The organism is Bombilactobacillus bombi (assembly GCF_003522965.1).
GTDB lineage: Bacteria > Bacillota > Bacilli > Lactobacillales > Lactobacillaceae > Bombilactobacillus > Bombilactobacillus bombi.
This window is the reverse complement of record NZ_CP031513.1, coordinates 1,691,079-1,711,172: the sequence shown is the minus strand read 5'-3', so window position 1 is coordinate 1,711,172 and position 20,094 is coordinate 1,691,079. Positions and strand designations below refer to the sequence as shown.

The 20,094-nt window shown below is 35.4% G+C and carries 18 protein-coding genes; 6 read left to right on the top strand and 12 right to left on the bottom strand.

Annotation, left to right across the window (positions count from 1 at the left end; all coding sequences use genetic code 11):
- Nucleotides 1-53 precede the first annotated feature (53 nt).
- The gene (locus tag DS830_RS08205) at nt 54-2,378 is read left to right on the top strand and encodes an HAD-IC family P-type ATPase (RefSeq protein ID WP_118908978.1); all 2,325 of its coding nucleotides are present in this window, start codon (nt 54-56) and stop codon (nt 2,376-2,378) included.
- 37 nt (nt 2,379-2,415) lie between these two features.
- On the opposite strand, the gene DS830_RS08200 is transcribed toward DS830_RS08205, so the two are convergent.
- The 5 genes from DS830_RS08200 to DS830_RS08180 all read right to left on the bottom strand — a co-directional run bounded on the left by DS830_RS08200 (nt 2,416) and on the right by DS830_RS08180 (nt 6,995).
- The gene (locus DS830_RS08200; RefSeq protein WP_118908977.1) at nt 2,416-2,871 is read right to left on the bottom strand and encodes an 8-oxo-dGTP diphosphatase; all 456 of its coding nucleotides are present in this window, start codon (nt 2,869-2,871) and stop codon (nt 2,416-2,418) included.
- Nucleotides 2,872-2,890: 19 nt separating this feature from the next.
- Entirely contained in the window at nt 2,891-3,976 is a 1,086-nt protein-coding gene (locus DS830_RS08195) for a M42 family metallopeptidase (RefSeq protein WP_118908976.1), read from the bottom strand.
- A gap of 19 nt (nt 3,977-3,995) precedes the next feature.
- The gene (locus DS830_RS08190) at nt 3,996-5,642 is read right to left on the bottom strand and encodes a peptide ABC transporter substrate-binding protein (RefSeq protein WP_118908975.1); all 1,647 of its coding nucleotides are present in this window, start codon (nt 5,640-5,642) and stop codon (nt 3,996-3,998) included.
- Nucleotides 5,643-5,854: 212 nt separating this feature from the next.
- The gene (locus DS830_RS08185; protein ID WP_118908974.1) at nt 5,855-6,235 is read right to left on the bottom strand and encodes a DUF1694 domain-containing protein; all 381 of its coding nucleotides are present in this window, start codon (nt 6,233-6,235) and stop codon (nt 5,855-5,857) included.
- Complete coding sequence (locus tag DS830_RS08180) at nt 6,228-6,995, bottom strand: glycosyltransferase family 2 protein (RefSeq protein WP_162887564.1); 768 nt, start codon at nt 6,993-6,995, stop codon at nt 6,228-6,230. The genes DS830_RS08185 and DS830_RS08180 overlap by 8 nt, the downstream gene beginning before the upstream one ends.
- A 104-nt stretch (nt 6,996-7,099) precedes the next feature.
- Between DS830_RS08180 and DS830_RS08175 the strand changes: the two genes are divergently transcribed.
- Nucleotides 7,100-7,867, top strand: a complete 768-nt coding sequence (locus DS830_RS08175) for a tyrosine-protein phosphatase (protein WP_118908972.1) — start codon at nt 7,100-7,102, stop codon at nt 7,865-7,867.
- 57 nt (nt 7,868-7,924) lie between these two features.
- On the opposite strand, the gene DS830_RS08170 is transcribed toward DS830_RS08175, so the two are convergent.
- The 5 genes from DS830_RS08170 to DS830_RS08150 form a co-directional block, all read right to left on the bottom strand.
- Nucleotides 7,925-8,899, bottom strand: coding sequence for a LacI family DNA-binding transcriptional regulator (locus DS830_RS08170; protein WP_118908971.1), 975 nt, complete (start codon nt 8,897-8,899; stop codon nt 7,925-7,927).
- A gap of 45 nt (nt 8,900-8,944) precedes the next feature.
- A complete protein-coding gene (locus DS830_RS08165; RefSeq protein WP_118908970.1) occupies nt 8,945-10,384 on the bottom strand; it encodes a glycoside hydrolase family 32 protein in 1,440 nt (479 codons plus the stop codon).
- Between the two features lie 23 nt (nt 10,385-10,407).
- On the bottom strand, nt 10,408-11,688 hold the full coding sequence (locus DS830_RS08160; protein WP_118908969.1) for an MFS transporter: 1,281 nt from the start codon (nt 11,686-11,688) through the stop codon (nt 10,408-10,410).
- 168 nt (nt 11,689-11,856) lie between these two features.
- Nucleotides 11,857-13,011: an N-acetylglucosamine-6-phosphate deacetylase gene (gene nagA, locus DS830_RS08155; RefSeq protein WP_118908968.1), complete on the bottom strand. Its 1,155-nt coding sequence runs from the start codon at nt 13,009-13,011 to the stop codon at nt 11,857-11,859.
- Nucleotides 13,012-13,126: 115 nt separating this feature from the next.
- A complete protein-coding gene (locus tag DS830_RS08150; protein WP_118899905.1) occupies nt 13,127-14,185 on the bottom strand; it encodes a D-alanine--D-alanine ligase family protein in 1,059 nt (352 codons plus the stop codon).
- A gap of 238 nt (nt 14,186-14,423) precedes the next feature.
- Between DS830_RS08150 and DS830_RS08145 the strand changes: the two genes are divergently transcribed.
- Nucleotides 14,424-15,365 (top strand): DUF1002 domain-containing protein, encoded by a 942-nt coding sequence (locus tag DS830_RS08145; RefSeq protein ID WP_118899907.1) that lies wholly within the window; start codon nt 14,424-14,426, stop codon nt 15,363-15,365.
- Nucleotides 15,366-15,448: 83 nt separating this feature from the next.
- On the opposite strand, the gene DS830_RS08140 is transcribed toward DS830_RS08145, so the two are convergent.
- Complete coding sequence (locus DS830_RS08140; RefSeq protein ID WP_118908967.1) at nt 15,449-16,333, bottom strand: CAP domain-containing protein; 885 nt, start codon at nt 16,331-16,333, stop codon at nt 15,449-15,451.
- 94 nt (nt 16,334-16,427) lie between these two features.
- Entirely contained in the window at nt 16,428-17,081 is a 654-nt protein-coding gene (locus tag DS830_RS08135; protein ID WP_118908966.1) for a ribonuclease H family protein, read from the bottom strand.
- Between the two features lie 80 nt (nt 17,082-17,161).
- Between DS830_RS08135 and DS830_RS08130 the strand changes: the two genes are divergently transcribed.
- The 3 genes from DS830_RS08130 to cls all read left to right on the top strand — a co-directional run bounded on the left by DS830_RS08130 (nt 17,162) and on the right by cls (nt 19,911).
- Nucleotides 17,162-17,995 carry an alpha/beta hydrolase gene (locus tag DS830_RS08130; RefSeq protein ID WP_118908965.1) on the top strand — a complete coding sequence of 278 codons (834 nt, stop codon included), beginning with the start codon at nt 17,162-17,164 and terminating at the stop codon, nt 17,993-17,995.
- The gene (locus DS830_RS08125; protein ID WP_118908964.1) at nt 17,996-18,388 is read left to right on the top strand and encodes a hypothetical protein; all 393 of its coding nucleotides are present in this window, start codon (nt 17,996-17,998) and stop codon (nt 18,386-18,388) included.
- Nucleotides 18,389-18,450: 62 nt separating this feature from the next.
- Nucleotides 18,451-19,911 (top strand): cardiolipin synthase, encoded by a 1,461-nt coding sequence (gene cls / locus DS830_RS08120; protein ID WP_118908963.1) that lies wholly within the window; start codon nt 18,451-18,453, stop codon nt 19,909-19,911.
- The last annotated feature ends 183 nt before the right edge of the window (nt 19,912-20,094 follow it).

Here is a 20,094-nt window from a genome sequence, read left to right as displayed (position 1 = left end):
TAATCTAAGCTTAAAATTAAGCTATTAATCATTCTATCGAACTGAGGTGCAGCATGAAAGCAACTGATGTGAATACTGGTCTAACTGATCTTCAAGTACAAGAACAAATTAAATATGGTAACACTAATCAAGTTGCTAATCATTCTATATCAGTAACTATGATTTTATCAAAAAACCTTTTTACTTTGTTTAATTTTATTAATTTGATTTTGGCAATTATTATTTTTTCGACTGGCAGTTATGAGAATCTCTTCTTTTTAGGACCAGTAGTGGCAAATTTTTTAATTGGCTCTTATCAAGAAATTAAGGCTAAAAAACAATTAGACCGCTTGACCTTTTTAAATCGGCAAACCATTCAAGTTTTACGTAATGGTCAAGTTCAAAAAATATTTCAAGATGAATTAGTTTTACATGATTTAATTATTGTGCAGCGTGGTGACCAATTACCTGCTGACGGTGTCATTCGTCAAAGTGCACAAATTGAAGTTGACGAATCCAATATTACTGGTGAATCGAATTCTATTAGTAAAAAGCCCACAGAATCAGTGCTTTCTGGCAGCTTAGTCTTGAGCGGACAAGCATTGGTGGAGTTAACGGCTGTAGGTGCTAACAGTTTTGCTAACAAGTTAGCTCATGATGCCCGTCAACAAACCCATAATATTTCTCAATTAATGGATATTATCAATCGGATTATAAAAATTTTAACTTATATTATTATTCCTTTAGGTTTGATTTTATTTGCGGTTACTTTTTATAAACATCAAAATCTCAATCAAGCAATTTTGGGAACTTCTGCCTCAATTATTGGGATGATTCCTCAAGGATTAGTCCTTTTAACATCTGTCGCATTAGCAGTTGGAGCTATGCATTTAACGCGAAAAAAGGTCCTCGTTAAATCTCTCACTGCGCTAGAAGCCTTAGCTCGAGTTGATACTTTGTGTCTGGATAAAACAGGTACTATCACTACTGGTAATTTGCAATTAAGTAAGATTATTCCTTCTGAGTTAGACGAAAAACAGATTTTAACTATTAGCCAACAAATTATGCAAGCAACTAATGAGCATAACGAAACTGCCCAAGCCATTTTAACGGCTCAGGAACTTAATCAAGATTTACCCCCAATCGCTAGTATTGTAGCTTTTTCATCTGCTCGTAAATGGTCAGCTGTTAACTGGAGTAACGGTCAGCATTACGCCATTGGCGCACCTTCTTTTTTGCTTCAAGATGCCCAACAAATAGCTACAGCCCATTCTTTTGCCCAACAGGGATATCGTGTCTTAGCCGTAATTCAATCTCAACAAGTGATTACAGAAACCATCTCTCAGCCAGAATTACTAGGTTTTCTTTTGATTAATGATGAAGTCCGTTCAACTGCCACTAACACCTTTGAATATCTAAGACAACAAGGTATTAATATTAAGGTAATTTCTGGTGATGATCCTGCGACTGTCCAAAACATTGCTCAAAAAGTTGCCTTACCTAATAGTCAAAAGGCCATAGATATGTCAACCATAGATGAACATGTTGATTGGCAAAAAATAGCCGCAAAATATACTATCTTTGGGCGCACTTTACCAGAGCAAAAACAAAAATTGATTCAGGCCTTGCAAGCACAAAACCATAAAGTCGCTATGACCGGTGATGGTGTCAATGATGTCTTAGCAATGCGTCAATCTGATTGCGGTATTGCCATTGCTGGCAATAGTGATGCTGCTGAAAATGCTGCTGATTTTGTTTTATTAAATAAAAATTTTGATTCTTTAATTAACGTCTTAAATGAAGGTCGCCGTGTTATTAATAATATCGAACGTGTTGCCGCTTTATATTTAATTAAGACTATGTATTCAGTCATGTTAACCATTCTTTTTATCTTTTTGCATACCGGCTATCCCTTCTATCCGGCTCAAATGACTCCCATTAACGCTTTAACTGTTGGTATTCCTACGTTCTTCTTAGCTTTGCGCCCCGACTTTTCCCCACCGGCTGGTCGTTTTTTTCGCAATGTTATGCAAGTAGCCTTACCAGCCGCGATTGATATTACTCTCGTCGTTACTGCCTTAGTTGGTTACGGTCATTGGCAGCATTTAATTTTTAGTCAAACGTCTACTCTTGCGGTTTTAACCATTAGTTTGATTGGTTTTGCAGCCCTTTGGATTATTGCTCGTCCTATCAATCGTGGAACTTTATTAATATTTATAACCTTATTTGCATTAAACCTTCTCATTTTCACTGTTTGGGGGAAACCTTTTAAAATACTCAATATTTTCCAAGGATCAATCTGGTTAGATAGTTTAATAATTTTAATTCTTTTTTATCCACTATATTTAATATCACGGGAAATTATCGTTCGTTATTTTTTAAAAAATAAAAAAAGTTAGGATAATATTTAATTACCCTAACTTTTTTATATTGTTTTTACAAAGATTGTGTTTGCCAAGTATTGCCACTGCCAGTACCATATAATTCTGACAAATTATCATTAATAATTACTTGATACATTTCCCAAAAATCAGGTGCTAAATGATATTTGGGCAAATCTTGGGGATTAATCCAGAAAATTTCACCTTCATTGGATGACCGAATTTTACCACTAAAAGATTGCGTTTTATACAGTAGGACTAAATATCCTTCCTGAGTTTCTGTAGTAAAATCCATAATACCGCAAAGTCGCGGGTGTGAAATAACTAGGCCAGTTTCTTCTTGAACTTCACGAATCATAGCTGCTTGTAAAGATTCACCTACTTCTACATGTCCACCAGGAAAGGTAATTCCGGGCCAAGTAGGCTTATTTCTATCCTGAACTAAAATTTCACCTGCAAAATTGGTAATCATACACATATTTGTTAAGGTAATTAAGCGTGCGCGACTCATTATTTTATCTCCTAAATCATTATTCTGCTCCATTAAAGCTATTAATGACTTCAGTGTCAAGAGATGAAATAATTTTTACAGCTAGTTGGACAGCATTTTGAAAATCATCTAAAGATGACCAATTAAATGCTGTGTGCTCATATCGAACAGGAATGCCAATTACAATTGTCGGTGCTCCACGATAATATAAAATTGGAGCCCCATTTACCCCACCTCCGGTACGAACCGAGCGTGTATGCGGAATCTGATTTTGCGTAGCTATATTATCAGCGTATTGTTCAAATAATGGATTTGCAATAAACGATGTATCCATATCGCGTAACATGGGGCCACGTTTTAAGCCTGTTTGAGCTAGCCAATCAGGACTAAAAGTATCATCACAAGGACAACCTTCAAAAACAATAGCTAAATCAGGATCAATATTTCTAACAGTTACTTGCGCACCTCGAGTTCCCACTTCTTCTTGTGTCGACAACGCTACTTTTAAATCTACATTTAGATTTTTTCCTTCTAATTGATTTAAAGTATCTACCAAAGCGGCAGCTCCTACCCGATTATCAAAATCTTTCCCAAAAAACATTCTAGTGTTAGAAAAATATTCACACTCTGCATCTACAACAATGGGGCAGCCAGTATCAATTTTAAAATCATTAATAGTTTCTGCACGACTAGTTGATCCTACATCAATAGATAGATTTTCAATTTGTGGAACTGAATTTTTTTCTGCAGCTGACATAAAATGAGGCGGCTTAGTAGCTACTACTCCTTTAATATATTGACCATCACGATTACGAACACGAACTCTCATAGCTGGAATATTGGTTGGTGCCCATCCGCCTAAAGGAACAAACTTCAATAATCCATTCGGTCGAACTGCTTGAGTAATAAAACCTACTGAATCTGCATGAGCGTCCATTTGTACCACTGGTCTATGTCCAGTATTGCCATGACGTGATACATAGCTATTAAACATCCCATCTATTTTGGTAGTACCATAATTTTTTACTTGCTGTTGAAAAAACTTAGCCACTTCCATTTCAAATCCTGGAGCACCATTCAAATTAGAAAATTGTTGTACTAATTTAATTTCCTCTATTTCTTGCATGTTCTTCATTCCTCCACAATTATTTAGTTAAATATGCATTTTTATAAACATAATGTCCATTAACTTGGTTATATAAAATTCCTTTGAGTTTAGGATTAACTAAATCTTCATTATTCATTCGGTAAAGTGGTGTCACTCCTTGATTCTTTAATAATGTTTTTTCGGCTAGTACCATATCATTCCAGCGAGATTGTTTATTTGCGGCATCTTTATTATTAGAATCTGCAATTGCTTGATCATAAGTTGTATTAGACCAACCTGAATGATTTTGAGGACTCTTGGTAGTAAACATTTGTAAGAAGGTATACGGATCAGCAAAATCAGCAGACCAGCCCTGGAATACTATGTCATAATCTCCCTTAGAGACAGCAGCAATTCTATTATTAGCAGGCACAGCTTTCATTGTTACTTTAATCTTAGACAGATTAGATTGAATTTGTCCCTGAATGAATTCTGCAACTTGTTTAGATGTGTCGATATCAGTTGTCAATAAAGTGATTTCTATTTTCTTTTTTCCAGTTTGTTGTAATCCTTTTTTAAATAATTTTCTTGCTAATTTAGGATTATAATCAGCAGTATTTTTAACATAAGTTTCTTTATAAAAATCCTTACCGGTTTTAGGATTTTTAGCTAAGCCTTGAGATACAAACCCTGATGCTGGAGTGGAACCATTAGCCAAAATTCTTTTAGTAATTTGTTTACGGTTAATAGATAAAGAAATTGCTGTTCGAATATTCTTATTCTCTAAGCCATTACCTTTTTTAAGATTACTTTGCAAATACTGAGTAGCTGCTAATGGACGGCGTACAATATCTTTATCACCTGCCATTTGTTTAGCCTGTTCCCCAACTAAAGTCATTTGATCTAATTTATTAGTTTGGTATAAGTTATAAGCAGTTGATGGTTCTTTTACTACTGAATAGTTGATTTGTTGTAATTTAACATGCTTTTTATCCCAATAGTAAGGGTTAGGTTTTAATTTCCAGCTACTATTACTACCATTCCATCCTGTATTAACAAACGGTCCATTATAAACCGCTTTATTAGAAGAAGTGCCATAGCTTTTGCCATATTTCTCTACAACTTTCTTGTTTAATGGAAATAAAGTTTCTCGCGCTAAAATCATCTTAAAATAAGCTTGAGGTTTATTTAATTGGATTTTCAGTTGATATTTACCTGTGGCTTCAACTCCTAATTGATTAATTGGTTTTTTACCTGCAGTAATTTCCTCAGCATTTTTTAAATTGCTTAATAGATAGATATATTCACTAGCAGTGTCGGGATTAACTGCACGACGCCAAGAATAAACAAAATCATGAGCAGTCACAGGATCGCCATTACTCCAGTGGGCATTTTTTCTAAGATTAATTGTATAAGTCTTTTTATCATTAGAAATTATTGTTTTAGTTGCTAAAGCTGGTTTTGGTTTGCCATTTTTATCATATTGATAAAGTCCTTCATCTACATTATCTAATTGGGTAAATGTATTAGAATCTGTAACTTTAGAAACATCTAAAGAAGAAATATCAGAATTAGAATATAAACTAATTTCTTGTTTAGTATTGACTGCTTGAGCATTAGAATTTGGAGTGCTGTTAATCATTATTAAAGAGAGCGCAATCGCCACCACTAAGCCGGCGCTTTTGGTTTTAGTTTTCAAAATCATTCCTCCACAAATTAATAAAAAATTAATATTTAATTAGAATATTACTTGAATATAATTAGCAAATCAACCTTTATTCTAATAAACAGCAATAAATTTGCTCACATTCCAATCTAATAGCCTCTAAAATCGCTATTACATGCTGCTATGCAAAAAAGACAGAATCATCAACGATCCTGTCTTTCATCAGTAATATATGCTTATTTTTCCTTTAGCTAAATCAAAACTGGTCGGTCGATTGAATGCCGATCATCAGCAATTACCAACCCCATATCATTTTCTGCCAATGGCTTAGTATCGCTGCGCATATGAGCTTGTTCAATAATGGTAAACTGATAATTATTATTGACAGCTAATGTCATTAATTGTACACGATAAGTACTCGATAAACGCCCATTAATAAAGAGATGATACTGAGGATACTGCTTAATGACACGTTCTACTACCACTAAATTATTCAAATTACGAACTTGAGCCACTGTTAAAGCTAAAGCTACCCGCTCTTGAAAATTACCTAAAAATTTTCTTTTTTCATTTGGCTTTAACTGGGGTTTACCAAAGACATTTTGTTTCAGATATTCTTCAATATCAGTCATTGGCCTGTTCCTCCTTTTCTGAGGTATTGGTTTTGACATCCAAAAGTGTCTTGACAATTCGATAATTGGCTAAGCCAATACTTTTAGCATTTTCTAAATCATAAGTATGAGTAGCACTTCTTACATGTTGCCAATAATGATACAATGGCTGTGGTTGAACATAAAAATTTTGTGCAACAGTAGCATATTGAACATTGAAAACTTGGTCTTCCATCAGTGAAAGATCACTTTCAAATTTTAAATTATTCTGTTTAATTAATGCTAGGCGATATACTTTATTCCATGTATAACCCATCACTTGACCAGAAATTTTTGTGATATGCCGAATTATTTCAGTTCGATTAATCAAACCTTGGACGTGTTTACCCCAGACTTTGATAGTTCCATGTTGAGATTCTTTAAAGTAACCACACACAGCCATATCTATGGAATAGTTTTTAAAACTTTGCAAAAAATAGTCCGTATATTGTGGCTCCAGCCAATCATCACCGTCTAAAAATGTAATTAACTGTCCCCGAGCTTCTTTAATACCGCGATTACGCGCAGCTGAAATACCCTGATTCTTGGGTTGATTCACAAGTCTAAAGTTAGGATTATTTTTAATAAAAGACTGCGCAACCGCAACGGTATTATCAGTTGAAGCATCATTTACCATAATGACTTCAAAATTAGGATTAATTTGTTTTTCAATACTCTCTAAACAGCGAGACAATAAGCGTTCTTCATTATAAAGAGGCATCACAATGGACAAAAGCAGCATATAATCACCCAAAATTATTATCAAAAACGACAATTTTCTAAAATTACTATAAGTAACCATAACGTAACTTAAAGATTAAAACAAATATTTTGAGGAGGTTTTCCATGCAACGTATATTTGACTTTTCCCAAACTTATAATTTTCGTGAACTAGGTGGTTACCCTACGAAAGATCAGCGGCAAATTCGGAGTCATAAAGTTATGCGGGCCGCTTACTTATCAAAATTAACGCCCGTTGAGTTACAACAATTAAAAGATTACGGTTTACGTTATAGCATTGATTTACGTTCAGATTATGAGCGACAACAATGGCCCGATCCACCAGTTGACTTTTTAACTTCAATTCATCTTCCCCTGTACGCCGCTAATGGAATTAGTGATAAGCTTTATTATGCCTTACCAGCTAAAGATCAATATTCTGACTTACCAGGTATTTATCAGCAAGTTGTCCTCGATCATCATGCCCAACAAGTCTTTCGCCAATTTTTTGCGATTTTATTACGTAATGAGCAACCGGGACAATCGGTAGTTTTTCATTGTTCTGCTGGCAAAGATCGAACAGGAATTATGGCAATTTTATTTTTATTAATAATGCAGGTACCTACTGAATATATTACACAAGATTATCTTCTTTCTAATCTCATGTATCAAAATAAAATTGATTTGAATGCTCTTAATAATCCTGATGACGCCACCATTAAAAAAATGAATTTTACAAAGGCTGACCAATCAGCAGTTGAAGCTATTCAAGTAGCCATTTTGGATATTTATCAATCGTGGGATAACTTTCAAGAAAAAGTTTTAGGTTTATCTGCCACGGATTATCAAAAATTACGTAGTTTGTATACTGCTCCAATTACCGACAATATTTAAACACTAAAAAAAGGACAAAAGTCCTCTTTTTGTATATTAATTATTATAAACTTTTAACTAACTTGTCGTGCCTGCCCAAAGGCTTACAGGCAATAAATATTCTTTTTGTGTTGTTTGCTTAGCCAAACGCCGTTGCAAAACCTCCACTGCTGTTTGGGCAATTTGTGCTATCGGTTGAATAATTGTTGTTAATTGTGGTACGAGTTCGCGAACCAATTGCGTGCCATCATAGCCAATCACTAACAAATCGCGCGGTACTTGCCGGCCACTTGCTTGCGCTAATTGGATAATTTGGACAGCATCAGTATCATTAGAGGCAAAAATTGCTTCTACATCCGGATGCTCCACAAAGATACGTTGAAATACTTTATCTTTATCAACAGTGCTAATATTAAAATCCAATTCATAAGTAATCGGCTGTAAATTATGCTCTTTCATACTATCTTCATAGGCAAGGCGTCTTCTTTGGGCTGGAGTAGCCAGATCATGCGGTCCATTAGTATGAATAATTTTTCGGACGCCTTGAGCAATTAATCGTTCAGTGGCCAATTGTCCTCCACGATAATTATCAGAAGCAATCACTGGAATATCTTGATTCATAATCCGATCAATTGATACTACTGGTAAGCCTGCGTGACGATATTGTTGAATGCCTTGATTATGAGAACCCACAATCAAACCATCCACTTGCTTAATTAACAGTTGTTGCAAATAGTCAGCTTCTTTTTGTGGATTATTCATTGAATTACCAATAATCACTTTAAAACCTTGCTGATACAAGCGATCTTCCAAGGCAGCCGTTAATTCACCAAAAAAAGGATTTGCCACGGTGGGCAATAAAATCCCAATTAAATCAGTTTTATTTTTATAAAGTTGGCGAGCAACAACGTTAGGATGATAATCCAATTCTTCCATTGCTTGATAAACTTTATCAATCGTTTTTTGGCTTAAATATCCTCGCTTATTGAGAACTCTGGATACAGTGGTTTTTGATAAATTAGCGCGTTTAGCAACATCTTCTAACTTTGGCAATTTTTTCCCTCATTAAATGAATAGTTAGTTTAATTATATACCCAATTATTCATTAATCTGATAATTATTCGATTGCTTTTCTAATTGATATATTTGGCAATTGAATGCCAGATCTTGGTCACTAGTTAAACTAATCTGTGGTGCATGGTCAAAATAATAACGTTCCGTGATGGTAGATTCGCCTTGATTCAAGAAAATTTCTAATGAACTGGTATCCACAAAAATCTGGATTTGTAATTTTTCATTGGAACGTAATTGAGCAAAACGTGCATCAGAGCGATCACTTCGTTTGAGAGTAAATAATTGTTGTGCAAAATCATATTCTAATTGAACATTGGCGTGCGTTTGCGGATCGGTAAATTGAACAACAAAATGCTGAGCAGTTGTTTTAGTTGAGTCTAACTGCAAATTAATTTCAACTTGAGATTGGTTATTCACTAATTCTGTTTCAGATTGAACCATAAGTTGTTCATCGCGCAGTTTTTGTTGCCGTAAAGACTTTGTTTCTGCGACAGGCATTTGATAAAGGTGGTTATTTTGATAAATTAATTCTCTAGGTAAAGTTAAAGCTCCTGCCCAGCCATCAACTTGTTCAGGCATTTCACTTTCCCACATATTTAACCAACCAATCAAAACGCGTCGACCATCTGGCGTTAGCATCGTTTGGGCAGCATAAAAATCATGTCCTTGATCCAGTTCATGAAAATCACCCCGCTTAAATTTTGGTGCTTGATAGTCTAATTCACCCACAAAATAACCGGTTTGATGCAAATTCAAATATTGCTGTTCTTGCGCTGCAATTCCTTGAGGAGATGTTACCAATATATCTTGTCCATTGAGATGGAATAAATCGGGACATTCCCACATGTAACCTTCTTGTTCAACACTTTGAGAATGTGCAATTGGTCCTAAATATTGCCACTGTTTTAAATCATCTGATTTATATAATAATAAACGTCCTAACTTGGCTTGATCTTGACTGCCCAAAGCCACATAGTAATGGCCATCATGTTCCCAAACTTTCGGATCACGAAAGTTTTGAGTATTATCTGTTGGTGGTGTTGCAATAATTGGATTCTTGTCGTATTTAGTAAAATGAATCCCATCTTGACTATAGGCTAAGTTTTGATTTTGCCAATAATGATCAGGATCGCCATCGTCATAATAATTATTACCCGTATAAATTAAATACAGTGTATCATCTTTGACAATCGCACTTCCGGAGAAACAGCCATCTTTATCTTCGGAATCTCCAGGTATTAAGGCTGTAGGTAAAGTCTGCCAATGGATTAAATCCTTGCTGCGGGCATGTCCCCAATGCATGGGCCCCCATTCTGCCGAATAAGGATGATATTGATAAAAGATATGATAATATCCTTTAAAATAACAAAAGCCATTGGGATCATTAATCCAGCCAGCTGGTGCCATCAAGTGATATCCCAGTCGATAACGCGAATTAGTTAGTTGAATTGGATTCTGTGTCATTATAAAACCTCACTTCTTTTTATTTAAGAACGAATAAAGGGTTCACCATTAACGTCTTGATTATCTTTTTTCAAAACAAAGAAAGCATAAATGCCAGCTACTAAAACAGTCAATGCAATAATATGGAAGGTACTGCTATAACCAATATTATCTCGTAAAGAACCTAACGGATTAGACAATAGCGCTTGCCCAATCTGTGAAGCTACTTGAAACCCAATCATATATAAAGTGGCCGATAATTTAGTATCAAAATGTAGCGTAAAGTAACGGAAAATTGGCAAAGAAAATAAAGGCACTTCAATGGAATGTAACATTTTAATACATGATATTATTATAGGATCATGGAACAAGCCACAACCACCAATACGAATAAACATTACGGTTACACCAAGTAATAGCGCATTACGAACGCCAATTTTTTTCATTAAAATAGGTACCAGACTCATTATTAAAGCTTCAAAAAACACTTGCACTGAATTTAAAATCCCATACATATGTTGTCCTAAAGCTGCTGTAGCAAACAACTTAGTATAAAAATCTGGAAACATCTGCTGGTCAAAAACAGTATAAAAAGTATTCGTAAACATAATAAAAATAATAATTAGCCATAAGTCTTTGATTTTTAATAAACTTAACATATCTTTCAGCTTAGGTGTTTTATTACCCGTATCCGCATCATCAGATATATCGGCATTTCTTTCAATCTTAGGAACCCATAGCAATAATTCTAACAATAATAAGACGCCAAAAATAGACCCTGCCCAAAAATTTAATTGCGGATTAATTGGAAACAAAAATCCAGCTAACAGTGCTACTGCAGCATATCCAAAGGAGCCCCAGGCCCGTGCTTGGCCATATTCAAAATTAAACCGCCGGCTTAACTTTTCTGAAACAGCTTCAAAAATACCAGAAGCTGACAAAAAACCTGCTGATAACATAAACGAACCAGCAATAATTCCCAAAGCAAAGTTATGGTGCAATAATGGTGCATATATCCAGACAAAAAATGGTCCAATTAAAGCATCAAGCGTTGCACAAAAAATCAATAAATAACGCTTAATAATCAACTTATCTTGTAAAGTACCATACACAAACATCAAAATTAATGTGACAACTGAATTAGCCGAATAAATTGTTCCAACGGCACTACCTGATAATCCTAAGCCATTTTTCGTGGAAGTGAGCCATAATTGAAAAAATGACCACCAGACACCCCAAGATGCAAAGAATAACAATAACGTTAATGAACTTTGCAAATAGGACGGATTTTTTAATGTTTTGGTCAGCTGTTTTGTTGAATTCATCTTGACTGCCTCGATTTCTTTAATTTAGACTAACCGGTTAGCATAGCGCTTTCTTTAAACGCTTACAATAATTTATTATAGCGTTTTACATTTATATGTCAACCGGTTGTCATAAATATTTTAAAAAAAGTCCAATTCCTTTAAAATTAGAATTGAACTCTTGTTAATTTAAGCTTGATAGCGACTAACACCATCTAAATAAGTTGCTTGCAGATTCATTTGTGGATCTAAGACAATAAAGTCAGCTGCGCGACCAGGTAAAATTGCCCCTGCATGATTGGCAATTCCAGCACTTTGAGCTGGAGTAGCAGTAGCCATTTTGACAGCCTGCTCTGGAGTGGCAATATTCCAGTCAACTAAATTCTTAATAGCATCATTTAGTTTTAAAATACTACCAGCTAAGTTATGAGTCTCATCTTTTAGGCGTGCAGTGCCATTACCAACTACGACTGGCAATTCACCTAACATATAATCTCCATCTGGCATCATACCTGCAGACATACAATCTGTCACTAAAACAATATGCTCTGGACTTTTAACATTAATTAAAATCCGGGCTGCATAAGGATTAACATGATGACCATCGCAAATCAGTTCATCATTCACACCTGTTAAACTCATCGCTGCACCCACCATCCCCGGTGCACGATGATTTAGAGGACTCATCGCATTAAATGTATGAGTAAAGGTGGTTGCTCCTGCCTCCACACAAGCTTTAGCTTGTTCAAAAGTAGCAGAACTATGACCTAAGCAAACAACAACGCCTGTTGCACTCACTTTTTGTGTAAATTCGACAGCACCATCACGTTCTGGTGCAATAGTAATTTGACGCAACAAACCTTGAGCAGCTTCTTGCCACTCATTAAAAGTATCCACATCAGGATCCCCAAAATATTTTGGATTTTGAGCTCCTTTATGTTCAGGTGTAAAGAAAGGACCCTCAAAATTAATACCTGCTACCTTAGCACCAGTAAATTGGGATTGATTTTGGGCGATAGTAGCACAAATATCGCGCAATTGTTCTTTGGATCCTGTAACTGTTGTTGGCAACCAGGAGGTGACACCACACTTTAATAACCCTTGGGCCATAGCATCAATGCCCGCCGCATCATTGTCCATGACATCATGACCTAATAATCCATGAATGTGAGTATCAATTAACCCCGGAGCAATCCAGTCGTGACCATAATCTAAAATTTCACCAGTAGGCTGCTGTGATTCTGGCAAATAATGTCCAAATTTACCATCATCAGTTATTTCTAAATAACCGCCATTTTCTGTCGTATTATGCAAAAAGAATTTTGCCGCATGCAAATATTTCATTAGTTTTCCTCCCAATTGGTATATTCCAATTAAATTGTACGCGCTCTCGCCTTCAATGACAATCAATTTTTGATAATAAAAAAGAGCGAATTAATTTCGCTCTTTCTGGAAATAATTAATTATTATTTTGTTGTTCATAAATTCTTAACTTACTTTGAACAATTTTCTCACATAAATCTTCATAGCTAATGCCCACAACTGCTGCTTCGCGCGGTATCAAAGACCGTGGTGTCATTCCAGGCAAAGAGTTAGCTTCTATCACATAAGCTGTATCATCTGCCACGAGAAAATCAATGCGGCCATAGTTCTGCATGCCTAATGCAGCAAAGGTTTCTTTAGTTAACCGTTGCATTTGCTTTTGAATGGAATCATCTAATTCTGGTGGTGTAATAAAATGAGTCACCGAATTATCTTGGAATTTATGTTCGAAGTCATACCAGCCGCTAGTTACCACAATTTCGACAGGTGGCAAAACTTGCCCATCGACAATAGCTACTGAAAACTCCCGTCCTTGAATATATTCTTCAATTAAGGCTTCATTATCAAACTTTAAGGCATCCTTTAATGCTGCAGCTAAATCTAATTCACGACTAACAATGTGAGTCCCAACGCTGGAGCCACCATTAGCTGGCTTAACAACCACTGGAAAATCAAATGGAATTTCAGAAGCAGATAATTCTACTTGATCAGCAACAATATATTGAGCTGTTGGGATTTGATTTTGTTGGAAAATTTCTTTAGAAAATTTCTTATTCATCGCCAAACCTGATGCTAAAGTGCCACTACCAGTGTAACGAATTTCAAATAAATCTAATACTGCTTGAACCTTACCATTTTCCCCATCTTCGCCATGCAAACCTAAATAAACCATATCTGCTGCTTGACAAATCTTCAAAACATTGGGGCCGAACAAGGCTTTACTTTTTCCTGGACGTAAGGCATTAATTTTTTCATCTGTCAGAATCTCATCACTGATTTTTGTTGGGTCCTCTTGTTCAGGTTCAGTGGTAAATAGCTCATCAATCTCAGTATCTTGAACATCTTTACCTAAAAATAAATCCACCAAAGCGACTTTATAACCCTTAGAACGCAAAGCATTAGTAATCTTCACACCGGAAGATAAAGAAACGTTACGCTCAGTACTACGGCCCCCAGCTAAAACTACAATCTTCATAGATTTTCTCCTTAATTAAAATCCAATTTATCTATACTTCTAGAACTTTAAGTGTACCATAAAAGCTAGTTCAAAAGCTACGCTCTGCCTTTTTAAAAACATTTTGGATTTAATTAATTCTTGAACAAATTCAGAACTTTTTATGCTCTTTTACCTAAATTGCAGTATCTTAATAGTGCTTTGAACCACTGACTGCTATAATTATCTTGAAGCGATGAAATTATGAAGGAGATTTTGAATGAAAAAATTATTAGGTATACTAACAGCCATGCTATTGGCTTTTATAGGTGTTTTCGGACTAGAATCAACAGTTAAGGCTGATAATTGGGACACTCCGATTATGACATTGGGCTCTTCTCTAACTCCAGAACAACACCAAGGTACAGTTGATGTTTTATCAGAAAAAATTCATAATAATAATTCTCAGCAAATCACTGTTAATGGTGATACTTTAGTTAAGTATCTCAATCCAGCAGGGGATAACTTTACGAGTAATTCAGGAGTTTGGTCTTCAGCACTTATTGAAAAAACAGGCCATGGTTCTGGAATTAATGTCGAAATTGTCCCTTACAATGGCAAAAATAACATTACAACCATCACGGCTAATCAATATCGTAATGCCGCATTAACTGCTGGTGTAACTGATGCTAATATTTATGTGACATCAGCTACTCCTATTGATGGCTCGGGTGCTTTAGCCGGAGTGTATGCCGCTTTCAGCCAAAATGGCAACTCGCTCAACCAAGATCAAGTTACTGCTGCTCAAAATGAAATGGGAACTCTCAGTAAAATCACCCAACAAAATGAAGGTCAAAAAGGTTATAGTGACGCTCAATTAAACAACGCTGTGGCGCAAGCTAAAAATGAAATGGCCAAAGTTGGACCTAATATTACAGTCAACCAGATTACCAATATCGTCAATAACACTATTAAAGACAATAACCTGCAAAATGTTCTTTCCGATAATCAAAAACAACAAATTATTAACATTTTAATCCAGGTCCGCAATTCAGGAGCATTAAAAAATGGCGACTTCAAGAATCAAGCTGGTAAATTAAGTGATACCATTAAAAGTAAAGCTCAAGGCATCTTCAATAAAATTAACACTCCACAAAATCAAAATTTTTTCCAGCAATTATGGACTAGTATCGTCAACTTTTTTAGTAACCTATTCCATTAATTAATAGGAAAAATAAGACTTACTCTTTTAAATGATAACGACAAATAAGAGGCGGAACAATATGTTCCGCCTCTTATTTACTTTCATTTAAAATCTTGTCTTTTAATAATGGCCTGACCAGCACGATCATAATGAGAATTATATGGTGCTCGTTCACCTTTTTCGTTTACATAATTTTCATACGCTTTAATTCCTGCGGCATCACTTTCTTGAATATCTGGCTTCAAAAAAGTTTGAACAACATAGAAACGCCCGTATCCATCAGCGACAATCCCCATTCCTACTTGCGTAAAATAAGGATTCAGCATACTTTTACGGTGACCTAAATTAGGATTACCAGGATCATCGTAAAATTCACCAATAGCGTTAATGGCAGTTTTATTGATGTCATGTAAATCAAAAGCCGTTTCAATATTTTCAGCAGCATAGCCTACTGGATGACTTTCAAACCACCATCCTGCATGACTCAAATACCCTTTTTGTCGTAAATCTTCGGCTCGACGTTGCGAAAAAGCGCTCAATTCTGCATTATTGGTTAGTGGGTGTAAACCATTTTGAGCCCGCAACCGATTTAATTCAGTCAACATAGCATTAATTAAAGCACTTTGATCAGCATTGACATTCGCTACTGGTAACAACTGACCTGTTTGCGGATTAAAATTAGCTTGGCTTTGATCGGCCCGCAGCCATTCTGAAGTGGATACTTGATACATCAATTGATGTTGAAAATTTTCAGGTCCTCCATCAAAATAGCGGACAACGCCTACGCGCCAATCAGTATTGGCTAGTAAAACACGGTCCACAACTCTTTCGCCTTCACTATTATATAGACTAGCATAAGGCGCTTTAGTCACTGTCACTACTGGATAATTATACGTAGCGGCTTGACTAGTGCTGTTAGTCATTTGAAATCCTAAAACTAACGCCAAAGTAGCTGTCGTTAAAGTCAAATAGTGTTTCCAACACATAACTTTCACACTCCCTCTGAAGTTTATTTTATCATCATTGACTACTAGACAAAACTATTAATTAATCTCCCTAAAACGGAAATGATAAGGATTGTTACATTTGATCCATTGTTTGATTCAAAAGCTGATCCACAAAATTATTATCTACATTAGCAGCATGTCCTTTAGTCCAAGCAAATTGTAAATTGGTAAATGCTGATAATTGATTATATATTTGTTGCCATAAATCTTTGTTTAAAACTGGTTGACCGTCAGCTTTTTTCCAGCCTCGCTTTTGCCAACCTGCTAACCATCCCTTAGTTAAAGCATTCAAAACATATTGTGAGTCTGATACTAAAAGAATATTTTTGTGTGTCCAATTAAGAGTATTTAATTTTTCGAGGCCCTTAACAACTGCCAGCAACTCCATTTGATTATTAGTTGCCCCTAATTGACCAGCACTAGCTTGATAATGTTTATTTTGACTTTTAATTAAATAAGCCCAAGCGGCCTTATCAGTTGATTTTACATGACCCCCAGCATAATTACCTGTGTTGCGAGTGCCACCATCAGTGTAAAGTAAAACCTCAGGCGTTTCGGGAGCTTTTAATGAAGATTTATTGTTTTTTATAAAGGATTGAGCAGCACTTAATTCTGTAAAACCTTTAAATATTGCACCTTTAAAACCTTGTACTTGTTGTTGCGCTTCCGGCCAGGTTGAATATATCCCTGGGTGGCGCCCCTTTTTCACTGCATAATACTTTTTCATTTTGTCACCTTGCGCTAGAATTAAATCTTGAATAACTGTATGATAACTTCTATAAGATAGAATAGCAAGGAGACGCAAACATGGGGATGTGGAATCAAAGGAAATTTCGACAGCAGCATTCTGCCTACATACCCACTTGTAAATTACCCACTGAAATTTCTGTAACCTCTAGTGAAGATCAAATTCCAACTTTTTATGTTCACGGCTTTCGTGGTGGCGATTATACTACTCACGAAATGGTAACCTCAGCACAAAAATTCACTCAATCGCCCGTATTTTTGCGAGCTACTGTCGATTGGAGCAGTAAAATCCACTATTCTGGCTATTGGTCCACCTCTAAATTTCCCATTATCCAGTTAATTTTTAAAGATCGTTGGATTCCTTCCGGTACTATTGAACGTTGGTTTAATCAAATATTGAATGATTTATACCAGCGTTATCATTTTAAAACTTATAATGCGGTCGGACATTCCTTAGGTGCTGTAGCTTTAGTTTCGTTTTTAATTAACACTTATAATAAGCCGTTGCCCAAGATTAACCATTTGGCACTCGTGGCTGGTCCCTTTGACGGCGTCGTAGCATTTGGCGATTTGCCTAATATTAATCCCTTAAGTCCTGAAGGTAAACCAGCTTTTATGACTCCAAAATATCTTTGGACATATATTAATCGCATTAAATTTCCAGCAAATGCTGAAGTTTTAAATATTTATGGCAATGTGAATGATTCATCAAATACCGATAAATATGTTTCCGTGAGCTCTGCACGTTCTATTAAGTATATTTTAAAACCCCAAGTGCAACGTTTTGTAGAATACAATGCAGTTGGAACTAGCGGTGAACACTCGCAATTGCATGATGACAAGAGTGTCTTACAAGTAATTAATAAATTTATTTATAATGATGAGGGCGATTAAATGGAACAATTACAGCGATATCATCCAATTTTTACAGAAAATTACCAGTGGGAATTTTTGAGTAATTTAACTGGTAAAGCACTTCAAGAATTTTTAAAAACTGACATTCCTACTTCAGCCCGTTATGCTAATCAAGCTATGCAACAAATCATGGCTAATAAAGGATTAATTTGGGGAGTCATCCCTAAACAAAAGACCAATTTGATTGGTATCATTGAATTACAAAATATCACCAATAAAAGTTTGCTATTAAACTTAAACTTTCAACAATCGGTACCCCAAGAAATTTTAATTCGTTTACGTTACTTTATTAAACAACAATTAAATATTCAAAAGGTCTATTTTAATCCTGATGCCAAAAATCAACAGGAGTGGCAAGATTTTTTTGCTTAAAATACTGCTATACTATGTAAATTGCAGTAAACTAATATCAATACTTATTTGTGGAGTTATTTATGAATTGGATTATCGGGATTTTTTTAATAGTTATTCTTTTAAACACAATTGCTGCTATTATTACTGTTTTTCACCGACAACGGAGCATTCCCGCTACTTTAGCATGGCTGATTGTACTCATGCTGCTGCCTATCGTGGGATTTTTTATTTTTGCATTTTTGGGCCGTGGAATTGCACAAGATAATCTGTTTGCAATTAGTCACGTAGAACATATTGGGCTGGATCATCTTAAAAATATGGTCCAAAATGACGTTGCGCGCAAAAGACCCCATACAGAACACGAAACCACTAACCTGGTCAAACGCCAAGCAGAATTCTTTGACAGCCACGCAGATGCTCCCATTACTACTCACAATAATACCCAAATATTTACTGATGGAAAAGCCAAATTTGCAGCGTTGTTCCAAGATATTGAGCAAGCACAAGAAACAATCCATATTGAATATTATTCTTTTATTAATGATAGTTTAGGTAAGAAGACTGTTCAGTTACTAACCAAAAAAGCTCAAGAAGGCGTCGAAGTACGAGTTATTTATGATCGTTGGGGATCCCCAGGTGCTAATAAGAAATTCTTTGCGCCCTTAACTGAAGCTGGTGGGCAAGTTATGCCTTTTATTACTTCACAAAATGCAGTTACTAAAAACCGCCTTAATTACCATTTGCACCGTAAAATAGTTGTCATTGACGGTTGCATTGGTTGGACAGGAGGCTTTAATATTGGAGAACAATATCTTGGCCTTAAACCTAAGTTTGGCTATTGGCGTGATACTCACGTTCGCATTTTTGGTTATGCCTCGTTATCTTTGCAAGAACGTTTTATCTTAGATTGGAATGCTTCAGTCGATAAACATCATCAAAAAATCCTTTTTCAAGATAAATATTTCCCTACTTCTTTAAAAAAATCAACTGGCATTACACCTATTCAAATTGTCGCTGATGGTCCAGATAGTGAATTTGACACTTTAAAAGGTGGTTTCATGAGTTTAATCATGAATGCCCGCAAAAGCATTCTTTTACAAACTCCTTATCTTATTCCTGATGATTCTATGATTGACGCTTTATTAGTGGCTGCTCGTTCTGGTGTCAAAATTAAGATTATGATTCCTAGTATGCCTGATCATCCCTTTATTTATCGAGCAACTCAATTTTATGCTAATTTGTTTACTCGGCAGGGAATTGAAGTCTATATCTATAACAATGGTTTTTTGCACGCTAAAACGGCAGTGTTTGATAATGAAGTTTGTTCAATTGGTTCAATGAATCAAGATTATCGCAGTTATAGTTTAAACTTTGAGGCTAACGCCTTTTTCTATGATAAAAATGTTAGCCGCCAAATGACCAAAATTTTTCAAGAAGATATGCAACAAAGCACTCTTTTAACTAAGGAAATGATTGCCGAACAGTCTCATTGGTTGAGATTTAAACAATTATTTTCTAGATTATTGTCACCAATATTGTAATATATAAAAACAGAGAGTTAGTAATGGTTAATCACTAGCTCTCTGTTTTTATATCTATGATAATTTTATTTCATATTGAATATGTTCTTCTTGCTGAGGTTTAATTATCAAGTTACCTTCTTTTTTATACCAATCAACCGTATTTCCATAAATATCTGGCAAGACATTAAAAGGTTCAATACA

Bases quoted from the DNA above. Each gene is read 5' to 3' on its own strand.
- DS830_RS08205 (WP_118908978.1), top strand. From the start codon at position 54: ATGAAAGCAACTGATGTGAATACTGGTCTAACTGATCTTCAAGTACAA.
- DS830_RS08200 (WP_118908977.1), bottom strand. From the start codon at position 2,871: ATGAGTCGCGCACGCTTAATTACCTTAACAAATATGTGTATGATTACC.
- DS830_RS08195 (WP_118908976.1), bottom strand. From the start codon at position 3,976: ATGCAAGAAATAGAGGAAATTAAATTAGTACAACAATTTTCTAATTTG.
- DS830_RS08190 (WP_118908975.1), bottom strand. From the start codon at position 5,642: ATGATTTTGAAAACTAAAACCAAAAGCGCCGGCTTAGTGGTGGCGATT.
- DS830_RS08185 (WP_118908974.1), bottom strand. From the start codon at position 6,235: ATGACTGATATTGAAGAATATCTGAAACAAAATGTCTTTGGTAAACCC.
- DS830_RS08180 (WP_162887564.1), bottom strand. From the start codon at position 6,995: ATGCTGCTTTTGTCCATTGTGATGCCTCTTTATAATGAAGAACGCTTA.
- DS830_RS08175 (WP_118908972.1), top strand. From the start codon at position 7,100: ATGCAACGTATATTTGACTTTTCCCAAACTTATAATTTTCGTGAACTA.
- DS830_RS08165 (WP_118908970.1), bottom strand. From the start codon at position 10,384: ATGACACAGAATCCAATTCAACTAACTAATTCGCGTTATCGACTGGGA.
- DS830_RS08160 (WP_118908969.1), bottom strand. From the start codon at position 11,688: ATGAATTCAACAAAACAGCTGACCAAAACATTAAAAAATCCGTCCTAT.
- nagA (WP_118908968.1), bottom strand. From the start codon at position 13,011: ATGAAATATTTGCATGCGGCAAAATTCTTTTTGCATAATACGACAGAA.
- DS830_RS08150 (WP_118899905.1), bottom strand. From the start codon at position 14,185: ATGAAGATTGTAGTTTTAGCTGGGGGCCGTAGTACTGAGCGTAACGTT.
- DS830_RS08145 (WP_118899907.1), top strand. From the start codon at position 14,424: ATGAAAAAATTATTAGGTATACTAACAGCCATGCTATTGGCTTTTATA.
- DS830_RS08140 (WP_118908967.1), bottom strand. From the start codon at position 16,333: ATGTGTTGGAAACACTATTTGACTTTAACGACAGCTACTTTGGCGTTA.
- DS830_RS08135 (WP_118908966.1), bottom strand. From the start codon at position 17,081: ATGAAAAAGTATTATGCAGTGAAAAAGGGGCGCCACCCAGGGATATAT.
- DS830_RS08130 (WP_118908965.1), top strand. From the start codon at position 17,162: ATGGGGATGTGGAATCAAAGGAAATTTCGACAGCAGCATTCTGCCTAC.
- DS830_RS08125 (WP_118908964.1), top strand. From the start codon at position 17,996: ATGGAACAATTACAGCGATATCATCCAATTTTTACAGAAAATTACCAG.
- cls (WP_118908963.1), top strand. From the start codon at position 18,451: ATGAATTGGATTATCGGGATTTTTTTAATAGTTATTCTTTTAAACACA.